Genomic DNA, 13,736 nt, shown 5'->3' on the forward strand with positions numbered 1-13,736 from the left:
ATTCCTTTTGAGTTAATGGCTCAGCTGATCAATTAACGCATCAAGCGCTTTTTTATTGATTGTGGGTTTACTTGATTGTTCTAATGATAATGCATAACTAGCCTCAATATCGTTTTGTAAAGACTGAGCTAATTTATCTTTCAAAATTTGGTAGTTGTCCTGATCATTTTTCGATTGCGGTGTTTCAATCAAATTCAAACTTGCCACCACAAAACCATCATTTGATTCAATCATAGTGACATCACCAAGTTTCATTGAAAAAGCTGCATTCTGCAATACTGGCGATAGATTCTGGGCTGGCTTTTGTCTAGTAAATCCCTGACTTAACTGTAAGGGAAAACCTGACTTTACTTCTTCAAGTTTCTTTTTCTGAACAAAAACAGCTTTATATATGTCTGTAGCGGCAATATTTGCCTGATGATAAATATCTGCATTTTGCCAGGCTTTTATAACCTTGTTTTTTGCTTTATCATAAGGTTCCTCATGAGCAGGCAATATATCCTCAATTAAAAATGCATAATATGAATTATTTCCGCCATCTATCACAGAAGGATAGGTATTTTTGGCAGTTGAGAAAATTTTGGTCAACATATTCTGTCTGAATTTTCCACTTGCGGGTATAGGTGCCTGTTCTCCATTAAGGGTCAATCCCTGTTCATTAATTGTTCCTTCCACTGCATCAGCACCTATATCAGATGTAATTTTATCAAGACTACTTCCTTCTGCCAAAATGTTCTGTAATTTGGAAACACGACTTCCCAATTCCTGTTTGGCTTGTTCATTTGCAATTTCAGCTTTCAATTGTGATTTGGCCTGTTCAAAACTAACAATTTTGGAAGGTAGTATCCTGGTTACTTTAACTACCGACCAACCTAAAGTTGTTTTGAATGGTTCTGTCACTGTTTCAGGATTTGCATTGAAAACCTCATTACCCAGTTCGGGCAGAGGAATTGCCGTTTTTTCTAGACCTGTCATTTCCAAAGCCGTTCCTTGATTATTATGCGCATACTCCTGTATTTTTTCCCAGTTGTTCTGATGACGCCAATATACAGATGCTGTCTGCGCCTGACTTTGCTGGTTAAAAGTCAATACTTGAAAGCTTCTGGCTTCAGAATGAACAAATTGCTTTTTCTTGTATTCATAGGCTTGATGTAAACTTTTATCATCAATCTCCAGACTTTTGGCTATTGTGTCAGGCGATAGAATGACAATTTTTACCCTTCTATATTCAGGGATTTTAAATTCCCATAAGTGATTGTCATAATAACGCTTCAATATTTCTTCCTTTGGCGTTTCTCCTGAATGAAAATGACTATATGGCACTGAAACAAAGGATAATTTTCGCGTCTGATTCAAAAATTGATAATAGGGCTGCACAAAACTATCAGAAACTTTAACCCCCGATACAATTGGATCAATCATGTTTTGAATGGATATTTGATCCCGAACCATGGAAAGAAAATATTTTTCGGATATATTTGCCGCTTTTAACTGCAAATTGAATTTCTCACGATCAAATTTTCCATCTGTTTGATATTCAGGCATATTCCAGATTGTATCTCTAATCACCGTATCAGGAACATTAAGCCCCAATGAATGAGCGTTATTAATCAAAATATTTTGCAAAATCAGCTGCTGCAACGTTTGATTAATTGTCATATTTTTAACTATGGGTGGAATTTGGGAAATATCCGAATATCCCTCTTTCATAGCCTCTTGGTATATTTGCTTTTGGGAAAGGTTATCCAATTCCATTACAGAAATTTTTCTATCACCAACCTTGGCAACAACATTAGGATCACCATTAAGGCCATTGTTCCAGACATTCATGAATATGTCACTGACGCCCCATCCAACAAATACAATAAATATGAGTGCGACGAGAATTCGCCCAAACCAGGAATCAATAAATAAATGCCTTAACCGAGATAACATGTGATATAACCCAACCGCGTTATTTTAATTGATAATGAATCATTCTATAATTGATAAGACCAAACTGATCCACAAAAACATTTGAAAATATTATTCATAAACAGCTTTAAAAAACATCCTTTCATAACATATCCACATTATATACTATAAGCTTTATATCTTATCTATCCTGATTATCAAACATTACCTTATTCAAAGGAGTATATTAAAATGAGCAGCCCGATTATTATTGGTAATTGGAAAATGAACGGATTAACCCAAGAGGCAAAACATATTGTTTCAACCTTGCTTACCTATGCAACAAATCATCAGAATTTTGCAAAGACAGTCGTGTGCCCACCGTTCACCCAGTTACAACTTGTTAAAGAAATGATCGAAAGCAGCCCTTTTGGACTTGGTGCTCAGGATTGCCATTTTGAAGATAAAGGTGCACATACGGGTGATATTTCCCCTGCCATGTTACAGGATATTGGAGTGAAATACGTTGTTTTGGGTCATTCTGAGCGGAGAAAAGATCATCAGGAGAGTGATCAACTGGTTTTAAAAAAAACAATCGCAGCACAAAACAAAGGGCTATTACCTGTTGTATGTATCGGTGAAACCAAACAAGAACGAGAAACAAACCAACAAGAAAAAATTGTAGAGGCACAGTTAAAAGGTTCACTACCTCAAAATTTTAATGGGTTAGTCGCTTATGAACCTATTTGGGCCATTGGTACCGGATTAACAGCCAATAATGATCAGATTTCTGAAATGATTCAATTCATTCGCAAAAAACTTGTTGCTCAATATGGAGAAAATGGTAAAAAAATATCTATATTATATGGGGGTTCTGTAAAACCTGGTAATGTTAGGGATATTTATGCCACTCCTGAACTGGGCGGTGTTCTAGTTGGAGGTGTCAGCATTGTTCCTGATGATTTCATAAAATTAATTGACATAGCTCAAGAATTTATTAGGTCTTAATCTTTATTATCCCTATCGATTGTGAAAGTATATATACACCATGATGACTGCTCTATTAATTTTGCATATAATCGTAACCTTTGCACTGATCGGAATTGTTTTAATTCAAAGAAGTGAAGGTGGAGGATTAGGTATTGGAACCAGTCAAGGCATGGGTGCATTTATGACCGGTCGAGGAACAACCAATCTTTTGACTCGCACTACAGCGATTCTTGCAGCCATTTTTATGATCTTATGCATTACAATGGCTGTTATGAACAAGGGGGCTTCGACCAAAACAAATGATATACTTGCACAACCAGTGTCCAATGGAAAAAATATTCCCCAAAAATAGTTTTTCCCTTAATCACTTCAATTCTTATAAAAGCTACTCCGTGTAAAGAAAGCTGCATGACACGATATATATTCATTACTGGTGGTGTTGTATCCTCATTAGGCAAAGGCATTGCCTCTGCCGCTTTGGCAAGTTTATTGCAATCTCGTGGTTATTCTGTCCGACTGAGAAAACTTGATCCCTATTTGAACGTGGATCCGGGAACCATGAGCCCTTACCAACATGGGGAAGTGTTTGTTACGGATGATGGAGCTGAAACCGACCTTGATTTGGGTCATTACGAACGTTTTACAGGAGTCAATGCAACTAAAAATGATAATGCAACGACCGGTCGTATTTATTCTGATGTAATCATGCGCGAAAGACGTGGAGACTATCTAGGCGCAACCGTTCAGGTAATTCCCCATATTACTAATGCGATCAAGTCCGTTATCCTGAACAATTCTGGAGATGTGGATTTCATGTTGGTTGAAATTGGGGGAACAGTCGGTGATATTGAAAGTCTTCCTTTTCTTGAAGCCATACGACAATTAAAAAATGAACTCGGAACAGATCATACATTATTCATTCATCTCACTCTTGTACCATGGATTGCTTCTGCGGGTGAGCTTAAGACAAAACCTACCCAGCATTCTGTCAAAGAATTGCAGAATGTTGGAATACAACCCCAAATTTTATTATGTCGTTGCGATCGTCCTATTCCCAAAAATGAACGACAAAAAATTGCGAATTTTTGTAATGTAAAACCTGAAGCTGTCGTCCCCGCCTTAAACGTTGACACTATTTATGACTGTCCAATTGCCTATCATCAAGAAGGGCTTGATACGGAAGTATTGAAACATTTCAATTTACCATATCAAACTGAACCTGATTTGAGCAAATGGCAGGAAATTGTCGATGCCATTCGTCATCCTCGTTCAGAAATTAATGTTGCAATCGTGGGTAAATATACTGCCTTGCTCGATAGTTACAAATCCCTCATTGAAGCGTTAATTCACGGTGGAATTGCCAATAAGGTTAAAGTCAACTTTCAATGGATTGAAGCCCAAAAACTTGAAACAATGGATAATCTTTCCGGATTTTTTGAAAATACAAATGCCATTCTGGTTCCGGGTGGATTTGGTGAACGTGGTAGCGAAGGCAAAATCAAGGCCATACAATATGCAAGGGAGCAAAATATCCCTTTCCTTGGTATTTGCTTTGGAATGCAAATGGCGGTTATTGAATGTGCCCGTAATCTGGCAAATCTTACAAATGCTTCCTCTTCTGAATTTGGTCCAACGGATGAACCCCTTATTGGTATTTTAACAGAATGGATTGATGCTGATCAGGTCAAACATCGATATTCAGGAAATAATATGGGTGGCACAATGCGTTTGGGATCTTATCAAGCTGTTTTGACCCCAAATTCAAAAGTTGCCGAAATCTATGGAGATGTCAAGATTCAAGAGCGGCATCGTCATCGTTATGAAGTTAACATTCATTACAAAGATCAACTTGAAAAAACCGGCCTTAGATTTTCAGGACTTTCTCCGGATGGTGTTTTGCCAGAAATCGTAGAATATACCGACCATCCCTGGTTTATTGCAGTACAGTATCATCCCGAACTCAAATCCAAGCCATTTTCACCTCATCCTCTTTTTTCAAGCTTTATTAAAGCTGCAACAGAACAGGCCATTCCAAAATGATTCTGAATAAATCAGTCAATGTTCAATCCCTGACACTGGCAAATAATTTGCCTTTCATATTAATTGCGGGTCCTTGTCAAATTGAATCTCTAGATCATGCACTTGAAACGGCTGGTATTTTAAAAAATATTTGTCAGGAATTAAATATTGGACTGGTTTATAAAAGTTCTTTTGATAAAGCTAATCGCACCAGTATTGGAACGAAAAGAGGGCCAGGAATGGATAAGGGTCTATCCATTCTTGAAGAGGTAAAGTCAAAGTTGAAAATTCCTGTTTTGACTGATATTCATCTACCAGAACAATGTGCGGAAGTGGCTTCAGTTGTAGATATATTGCAAATACCTGCTTTTTTATGCAGACAAACGGATTTGTTGATAGCTGCGGCGAAAACTGGAAAAGTTGTCAACGTCAAAAAAGGTCAGTTTCTTGCACCATGGGACATGAAAAATGTAGCCCAAAAAATAGCATCTACAGGCAATGAAAATATTTTGCTATGCGATCGTGGCACATCTTTTGGATATAACACGCTGGTTAGCGATATGCGGGGATTGCCTATAATGGCGCAAACAGGTTATCCAGTTATATTTGACGCCACCCATTCTGTTCAGCAACCCGGTGGAATGGGAGGATCATCAGGTGGTCAGAGAGAATTTGTTCCATATTTATCCAGAGCCGCTGTTGCTGTGGGAGTTGCAGGTCTGTTTATTGAAACGCATGAGAATCCAGATCAGGCCCCGAGCGATGGGCCAAACATGTTACATTTAAAAGATGTTCCCCCATTAATGAAAACCTTGATTAAAATTGATCAAATTGTTAAATCAGACGGGCAATAAAAGCGCTTATCAAACAAACTTCAATCATGATTGTTAATATCCAGCGAATTGAATAATATCCATTTGGCAACTCGCTGGAAAGATAAATTTTTTTCTCATAAGAGAATAATAGCATATAACTTGATATCAAAAGAAAAATTGCGATCAGATCATATTTATAAATTGTCAGTACAATTATTATTTCACCTATAATGCAGGGTGATATGGCCAGCAACATTCTTTTTTTATTTATTTCCTCACTCTCTGATTGCAAATAGAGAATTGGTTTTTGCATTGCAAGTATCCAGTTTATTCCCCCAGTGAAAGACAAAAGAATTACTGCATAACTGACAAAAGAAATTATCAATTTTTGAATTGAAACAGAAGCAGGATAAAATAGAATGAAAATTGTCATTAAGAACAAGGGTAAAGGCGACAGTATTCCTGTAATAAAAAATATAAAGGGAATACGATTCATAGATTTCTCCATAATGATCAATTATTTTTTTAAAATTAGCTGAATATTGTAAATAGCTGGCAATTTGACCATTTCTTGATTATACTTGGTAATGTTTAACAAAATGTCCAATATTCTTGGCATTTTACTAAGTTATCAATCTAGTTAAATAGATTTGGAAATACAAATTTTTACTCTTATTAAAAATAAAAATGTAAGGATTAAATAATGAGTACAATTGTTGATATTCATGCTCGGGAAATCCTCGATAGTCGCGGAACCCCAACAATTGAAGTCGATGTTGAACTGGAAACAGGCGTTATTGGACGTGCCGCTGTTCCATCCGGGGCTTCTACCGGCGTTCATGAAGCCGTTGAACTTCGTGATAATGATAAAAACCGTTATAATGGCAAGGGTGTTCAAACAGCTGTTAAAAACGTCAATAGCGAAATATTCGAAGCAATCGTTGGTCTTGAATCCTTGGATCAGTTACAAATTGATCAAACCATGATTGAACTCGATGGCACTCCGAATAAAGGACGTCTTGGCGCTAATGCACTTTTGGGTGTTTCAATGGCTGCTGCCAAGGCGTCAGCAGAGGAATTGGGTCTTCCATTATATCGTTATATAGGTTCTCCATATTCACATATTCTTCCAGTTCCAATGATGAACATCCTGAATGGTGGTAAGCATGCCGACAATCCTATCGACATTCAAGAATTCATGATTGTTCCTCACGGGGCATCTTCAATTGCTGAAGCTGTGCGCATGGGTTCTGAAGTTTTCAATGCATTGAAAAAAGACCTTAAAGCAGCGGGACTAAACACGAATGTTGGTGATGAAGGGGGATTTGCCCCTAACCTCAAATCAGCACATGAAGCATTGTCCTATATCGTAAAAGCTATTGAAAAAGCTGGATACAAAGCTGGTGAGGAGATTTCCTTGGCGCTAGATCTTGCCTCTTCAGAATTTTTCAAGGACGGTAAATATAATATGACAGGTGAAGGGAAAATTTTCAATTCCAGTCAGATGGTTGATTATATTGTCGAACTTTGCAACAGTTTCCCGATTATTTCTGCAGAAGATGGATGTGCTGAAGATGATTGGGAAGGATGGACTGAATTAACACAAAAACTGGGAAATAAAATCCAATTGGTCGGCGATGATTTATTTGTAACCAATCCTGAAAGACTTGCAAAGGGAATTAAAGCCCATGTAGGTAATTCATTGTTGGTTAAAGTCAATCAAATCGGAACATTATCTGAAACTTTCAAGGCGATGGAATTGGCACATCGTCATGGTTATACAACCGTTGTAAGCCACCGTTCTGGTGAAACTGAAGATGCCACTATTGCTGATTTGGCTGTTGCAACCAATGCAGGACAAATTAAAACCGGTTCCCTTTCCCGTTCTGACCGCATGGCAAAATATAATCAATTAATCAGAATTGAGGAAGATTTGGGAAATACAGCCAAATATGCTGGTCGTAACGCCTTTAGAGCTTTAGAAACCTTGTAATTCTTTTTCAATTGATAAACACGGGGAGAAAATCAATGCATATCATACATGCAATCAAAAGATTTGTAAAAGCAACGATTCCTCCCCTTTTCTTCTTGTTACTGACAGCATATTTTGTAAAAAATACCTTTGATGGGGATCATGGCCTAAAAAGTTATCATATTCAACAGGAACAGATGATAAGAGCACAGCAAAGTCAGCAAGATGCAATTTCCGAACAAGCAGCCTGGGAAAGAAGAGTAAAAGGATTAAAAGAAAATGCCCTTGATGCAGACCTTTTAGATGAGCGAACACGGGTTATGTTAAGTTATTCAAACCAGGAAGAAATTGTTATTCCTTATAAAACAAATGAACATCTTTATTAATATAAAAGATTATTGATTTATTGAAACAAATCTGAATAAAAAAACCCTGACTAAATCAATAGTCAAAGTTTCTTTTTGATCCATAAATTAATTTAAGATTAATTACTTAATTTTTGCTTCACGGAAAACAACGTGTTTACGAACAACTGGATCGTATTTTTTCAATTCCATCTTGCCGGTATGGGCTCTTGCATTTTTTCTGGTTACATAGAAAAAACCAGTTTCCGCCGTTGAAAGCAATTTAATTTGTATTGTGTTACTTTTCGCCATTCTGTCCTCATTTTGATCAGGCTGATTTACTAAAATATAACTATATATTTTAGGGTTATATTTTACATATAAAAGCAAGTCTATTCTTTAATTCAACTTACTTACAAAATTTTAAGATTTTGTCAAATATTATTTGTTCATAATATTTTACGGATTTTAGACCATTTCTTCAGGAATGGAAATACATTCACATAACGTGGAAAGATTATCTGGATTTACATTTGATAGAAAAGGCACTTGTCCCAAAATCTTGACTTTTCCATGACTTATTATAGAATTTTTACAATCTTCGTTCAACGGGCCATTTAAAATTACCCCTGAAATTTTTATATTTCTATTTCTTAAAGCCTCGATTGTCATTAAAGTATGATTCAATGTTCCCAAAATAGTCCGGGCTACAACTATAACAGGTAAATTAATCTTTTCAATAAGATCAATGATAAACAAATGATCATTGATAGGTACAAAAATCCCACCCGCTCCTTCAACTATGTATTTGTTTTCTTGTTTTAAATCAGATACATTCACGTGATCAAGGCTTAATTCACGATTTTCCAGTCTTGCAGCATCTTCAGGAGATAAAGGTGCTTGCAATTTTATAATTGGGGATAAATATTGTGTCTCGGAAAGTTCGGCTAAATGGCAAACTGTATCTGTATCTCCAATATCGCAATTTAAACCTGTTTGAATAGGTTTCCAATAAACCGCATTTAGCAATTTTGTTAAACATGCAGAAATTAGTGTTTTTCCAATATCTGTATCAGTTCCCGTAACAAAAAAACCTTTAGCGGAAAATTTACGGAAAACACCATAGGCTATATGATAAGAACAATAATTGTAATTTTTACTAAAATCAGAAAGAACTTTCTTAAACTGAGATAACTTCAAGGGTTTTGAGGTTTCGAGAGGAACAGAAGCTCCTATAGAACGAAGTCCTTTGAAAAAATCAATTGCTGTGTCAAATTGAACAATGATCTCATCAGTTTCCCAACGACCGGTTCCTGTTTCTGGCCAAACTGATTGAATAGATTCAATTGATGGATAAGTCTGTAAATTACAGCTAAAATCATTGTCGTTATAGATAGAACGCCATTCTTTAAACGTTTCAAACGTTAGGGTAGAACAAATCAAATAGCCATTTTGTTTCAAATAATTTGTAAGAGTCCTGATTGCACTTGCAACATTATCAAACCATTGGAAAGTCAGGCTTGAACAAATCAAATCATATTTTTCATCCAATTCTGGATATTCACCATCCATAAGCTTAAATGTTAAATCGTATTTATGGTTTTTGAACTTATTTTTTGCACGATTCAGCATTTCAGGTGATATATCTGTCAATACAAAATGTGCATCAGGAAAAAAATCGATAAGATATTGAGTTAATAATCCAGTTCCACAACCAATTTCAAGAATTGATATTTTTTCTTTACGATTGACTGATGTTCTGTATTGTTTCCGAATACAATCAGACAATTTTTTCGCAACAATTTTTTGTATTGAGGCAAATTTTTCATATTGATCCGCCTGATCAAAAGCTTTGATTATTTTTTCTTTATAATTTCTAGACATTATTTATAAGTTCTCTGATGATTTCCGCACAGGCATTCGTTTTTGATAAAGGCAATATATGTGTATCATCGTCAAGCCACAAATAGTTGCACTCTTGAAATGATTGTATGGTCATGGTTTCATTAACAACAGGATCTTTTTTTGAAGCTATAATTGTGAGTTTATTTCTGATCTGTGGAATGATACCTCGAACATCCCCAAATTTAAGAAATTCAAGTCCTTTTTGCAATTCTTCAATATTAAAGCTGGGCAAAAAATTTACTACTTGACCACATTGCTGATAAAACTGTTTCATTATAAGATTTGAATCAGTGGATAATCCTCTGGACATACGATCCAGAACCCTTGATGCCACACCTTTCGGAAATGTAGGATCTCTGGAAAATCTGGCGAAACTGTTAATAGCCACGTAATATTTGAAACGAAAAGAAAAATTTTTTAAGAGATATAAAAAACCTAAAGAGTGTCCTACAGCAATATATTTCTCTTGTAAGTTTAAAATTGATTTAAGATTACAATTTTTATCCGTGTTTTTCCCTATAAAACCCAAATCAATTGTTTCTGAGTGGTATTCTTTTAGATTATTTTGTAATTTTTGCCAAAATGATGATGAATATCCCCATCCATGGACAAATAGCAAACGATAATTATTTTTCATGATCAATGAATTGAAATTAAATCAATTGAATGAAAAGATTTTAGTAAATACTCTATTTCATCCTCTCGATGACCTGCACTAAGAGTCAATCGTAAACGACTTCCATGAGAGGGAACGGTGGGTGGACGAATTGGGGTAATCCAGATATTTTTTTCTTTCAAAGCATTTGCCATTAATTGGGCCTTTATTGGTGATCCAACAATAACAGGAATTATATGTGAAATAGACTGACCACATTGATATCCCAGTGACTCTAATTGTTTTCTAACCTTTTCAGACTGTTTAACCAAAAAGGCACGTTGGTTTGTTAATGAAGGCATTAATTCTAGTGCTGCCTCGATGCTACCCATTACGGCGGCGGGCAATGCAGTCGTGTGAATAAAAGCAGAACAAAAATTCACCAGCCATTCACATAAATCTCTGGATCCAGCTATATAGGCCCCAAAACTTCCCCACGCTTTACTAAATGTTCCCATCGTTAAATCAGCAAAGGCAGGGGCCAATCCCTCGCCTTTACTTCCAAATATTCCGGTTGCATGTGCGTCATCTAGAAATAAAAAGGCATTAAATTGGTCGGCAACTGATCTTAATCTTTTCAAGTCACAGACATCGCCATCCATACTGAATATGGTTTCCGTTAAAATTATTCTTGAACCTTTTTCCCCCTCAATTTTTTTCAACCGTGTTTGTAGATGGTCAAGATCATTGTGATTGAAACGGATCTGTTTAACTTGACCAGCTTTGCATCCATAATGCAAACTGGCATGATTCAATTTATCCGTAAATACCCATACTGGTTTTGGAAAATTTTCAATGAGTGAAGCAACAACCCCAACATTTGCCTGCCAACCAGATGGAAATATTAATGCCGCTTCAGTTCCTAGAAAATTAGCTAGTTTCTCCTCAATTTTACCATAATATGAAGCATTGGACGTAATTAATCTGGATGCCCCGCTTCCAGTACCATATTGTCTTAAAAACTCCTCACCTTTAATTTTTAAATTTGCATTGTTTGATAATCCCAGATAATCATTACTGGAAAAATTTATATAACTTTTACCCTTATTTTTTATATGTAATGAATCAATTATTTCAAACGTTGGCAATTCTCTTTTTAAATCCTCTTTAGCTCTTTTGTCTAATTCCCGAGAAAAAAAAATATCAAATCGATTCATTAAGTTAGTCTTTTCAAATTTTAAAATTTTTGTTTAGTTATGCAAACTCTACCTTAACAATTATAGGCAAAATCCCATGTTTCATTCAACTTTAAAAAATATATGGTTACCCTATACGCAAATGAATAATTGTAATGCCCCAATTGTTGCAAAAGCCACGCATGGAAGTACAATTATCCTAAATGATGGAGCTAAATTGATTGATGGTATTGCTTCATGGTGGACAGCCTGTCACGGGTATAATCACCCACATATTATCAAAACGGTAAAAAAACAACTTGAACTAATGCCTCATATTATGTTTGGTGGCATTATTCATCAACCTGCAATTGATTTGGCAAAACATCTGGCAAACCTGTTGCCTGGAGATTTAAACAAAGTTTTTTTTTCTGAATCAGGCTCCGTATCTGTGGAAGTGGCACTAAAAATTGCAGCCCAATTCTGGTTAAACCAAAATAACAATATCAAAAACAAAATAATTTCTTTTCATGGTGGATATCATGGTGATACCATGGCGACAATGGCGGTTTGTGATCCTGAAGAAGGAATGCATAATTTATTCAAGAATATTATTCCCCACCAATACAACATTCCTTTGCCTGATACCTCGGAGAAACAAAAGGATTTCATTCAGTTTCTAGAAAAGCATCATAAAACCATTGCTGCAATTTTAATTGAACCTTTGATACAGGGAGCTGGAGGCATGTTATTTCATTCTCCAGAAATTTTAAGATTTTTGCGAAAACAAGCTGATCATTTTGAAATTTTATTGATATTTGACGAAATTTTTACCGGATTTGGCAGAACGGGAAGTTTTTTTGCCTGTGAACAGGCAGATGTCATTCCGGATATTATTACACTTTCGAAAGCATTAAGTGGAGGCACGATGGCATTGGCTGCAACCATTGCGAAAGAATATATATTTGACGGGTTTTTATCTGATAGTGATCAACATGCCCTGATGCATGGACCAACATTTATGGCTAATCCCCTGGCCTGTTCCGCTGCCAATGCATCCTTGGAAGTTTTTGATCAATACAATTGGAAGAATGCAGTCAGTTCCATTGAAAGACAAATGAAAAAAGAATTAACACAATGTAAAAATTTAAAAAATGTCAAGGATGTTAGGATAAAAGGGGCCGTTGCCGTTGTTGAGTTATACAATATTTCAAACTTAAACCGTCTAAAGACAAAATTTATCCAACAGAATGTATGGATACGTCCCTTCAGAAATATCGTTTATCTTACACCCTCTTTCACCATAACACCTGAAGAATTATCCTTGTTAACTAATTCAATATATGATGTGATCAAACATGAATATTAATTTTCACCATCATTTTTTGATGATTTATTTTTACCTCTTTTATTTTCATTTTTAGATGTCGGCAATTGGCTATCCGGGATAATCTTTACAACACCCCTGGAATTGATAATGGTACTGGTTCCATCCCCATTCGGAACGATTACTGGAGCGTCCTTACCTTTTTCAATATATTTCGCTCCCTGATCCTTAATTGAGTCAGGCAGCCTTCCATTGATGAAATCCGTCATTCCATTTTTGATCTGATATTGTTCCCCTAGATTCAGATTACCATCTTCTGGAAAATCAACAGGAACAGATTGCTTATTGATTTGATCATGCGTTACGCTGTCTACATCACCACCTGCCGCTCTACTGTAATCTGATAGGGAGAAACTTTTATCATCACTCGCAACATCACTCAACGTAGGTAATGCAGGAGGACGAGAGGGCCAAATATTTTCACTTTGAGGTAACAAAGGGGTTGTAGCTATCGCCATATTGCCTTTTACCCTTTGCATATTTTCCGCATATCCTTCTGGAGCCTCGGGATTATTTCCTGGTAAAGAAACGGTATCATCAAAAAATTTATCTATCCCGGAACACCCACTTAATATCAAAAATGTGGTAATAAGTGCAGCATAATTCCGCATGATTGTTCTCCATCCGTTTTAAAAATTTGA

14 protein-coding genes are annotated in these 13,736 nt (G+C 36.0%); 7 read left to right on the forward strand and 7 right to left on the reverse strand.

Annotated features, from left to right (window positions below; translation table 11 throughout):
* Positions 1-12: 12 nt before the first annotated feature.
* Positions 13-1,935 carry a peptidylprolyl isomerase gene (locus D9V35_RS04870; protein WP_122123604.1) on the reverse strand — a complete coding sequence of 641 codons (1,923 nt, stop codon included), beginning with the start codon at positions 1,933-1,935 and terminating at the stop codon, positions 13-15.
* Positions 1,936-2,145: 210 nt separating this feature from the next.
* Between D9V35_RS04870 and tpiA the strand changes: the two genes are divergently transcribed.
* The 4 genes from tpiA to kdsA are packed head-to-tail and all read left to right on the forward strand — an operon-like array spanning position 2,146 to position 5,756.
* Positions 2,146-2,901: a triose-phosphate isomerase gene (gene tpiA, locus D9V35_RS04875; protein ID WP_122123605.1), complete on the forward strand. Its 756-nt coding sequence runs from the start codon at positions 2,146-2,148 to the stop codon at positions 2,899-2,901.
* Between the two features lie 40 nt (positions 2,902-2,941).
* On the forward strand, positions 2,942-3,235 hold the full coding sequence (secG, locus tag D9V35_RS04880) for a preprotein translocase subunit SecG (RefSeq protein ID WP_110438026.1): 294 nt from the start codon (positions 2,942-2,944) through the stop codon (positions 3,233-3,235).
* Positions 3,236-3,291: 56 nt separating this feature from the next.
* The gene (locus D9V35_RS04885) at positions 3,292-4,923 is read left to right on the forward strand and encodes a CTP synthase (protein WP_122123606.1); all 1,632 of its coding nucleotides are present in this window, start codon (positions 3,292-3,294) and stop codon (positions 4,921-4,923) included.
* On the forward strand, positions 4,920-5,756 hold the full coding sequence (gene kdsA / locus D9V35_RS04890) for a 3-deoxy-8-phosphooctulonate synthase (RefSeq protein WP_122123607.1): 837 nt from the start codon (positions 4,920-4,922) through the stop codon (positions 5,754-5,756). Before D9V35_RS04885 ends, kdsA begins: the two co-directional genes overlap by 4 nt.
* On the opposite strand, the gene D9V35_RS04895 is transcribed toward kdsA, so the two are convergent.
* Entirely contained in the window at positions 5,737-6,213 is a 477-nt protein-coding gene (locus D9V35_RS04895; protein WP_162988583.1) for a DUF3429 domain-containing protein, read from the reverse strand. The two genes, kdsA and D9V35_RS04895, sit on opposite strands and share 20 nt — an antisense overlap.
* A gap of 207 nt (positions 6,214-6,420) precedes the next feature.
* Between D9V35_RS04895 and eno the strand changes: the two genes are divergently transcribed.
* A complete protein-coding gene (gene eno, locus D9V35_RS04900; protein WP_122123609.1) occupies positions 6,421-7,710 on the forward strand; it encodes a phosphopyruvate hydratase in 1,290 nt (429 codons plus the stop codon).
* A 35-nt stretch (positions 7,711-7,745) separates the two neighbouring features.
* Entirely contained in the window at positions 7,746-8,075 is a 330-nt protein-coding gene (locus D9V35_RS04905; RefSeq protein ID WP_122123610.1) for an FtsB family cell division protein, read from the forward strand.
* A gap of 102 nt (positions 8,076-8,177) precedes the next feature.
* Here D9V35_RS04905 and rpmG read toward each other — a convergent pair whose 3' ends face one another.
* From rpmG to D9V35_RS04925, 4 genes are all read right to left on the reverse strand, one after another.
* On the reverse strand, positions 8,178-8,345 hold the full coding sequence (gene rpmG, locus D9V35_RS04910) for a 50S ribosomal protein L33 (RefSeq protein ID WP_008853818.1): 168 nt from the start codon (positions 8,343-8,345) through the stop codon (positions 8,178-8,180).
* A gap of 156 nt (positions 8,346-8,501) precedes the next feature.
* On the reverse strand, positions 8,502-9,917 hold the full coding sequence (gene bioD / locus D9V35_RS04915) for a dethiobiotin synthase (protein ID WP_122123611.1): 1,416 nt from the start codon (positions 9,915-9,917) through the stop codon (positions 8,502-8,504).
* Complete coding sequence (locus D9V35_RS04920; protein WP_122123612.1) at positions 9,910-10,575, reverse strand: alpha/beta fold hydrolase; 666 nt, start codon at positions 10,573-10,575, stop codon at positions 9,910-9,912. The genes bioD and D9V35_RS04920 overlap by 8 nt, the downstream gene beginning before the upstream one ends.
* Positions 10,576-10,577: 2 nt before the next feature.
* Entirely contained in the window at positions 10,578-11,750 is a 1,173-nt protein-coding gene (locus D9V35_RS04925) for an aminotransferase class I/II-fold pyridoxal phosphate-dependent enzyme (RefSeq protein WP_122123613.1), read from the reverse strand.
* 76 nt (positions 11,751-11,826) lie between these two features.
* Between D9V35_RS04925 and D9V35_RS04930 the strand changes: the two genes are divergently transcribed.
* On the forward strand, positions 11,827-13,077 hold the full coding sequence (locus D9V35_RS04930) for an adenosylmethionine--8-amino-7-oxononanoate transaminase (RefSeq protein WP_122123614.1): 1,251 nt from the start codon (positions 11,827-11,829) through the stop codon (positions 13,075-13,077).
* Here the strand turns inward: D9V35_RS04930 and D9V35_RS04935 are convergent.
* Positions 13,074-13,706, reverse strand: coding sequence for a hypothetical protein (locus D9V35_RS04935; protein WP_122123615.1), 633 nt, complete (start codon positions 13,704-13,706; stop codon positions 13,074-13,076). The genes D9V35_RS04930 and D9V35_RS04935 overlap by 4 nt on opposite strands.
* Positions 13,707-13,736: the final 30 nt, after the last annotated feature.

The sequence above is a fragment of the Commensalibacter melissae genome (assembly GCF_003691365.1).
Taxonomy (GTDB): Bacteria; Pseudomonadota; Alphaproteobacteria; order Acetobacterales; family Acetobacteraceae; genus Commensalibacter; species Commensalibacter melissae.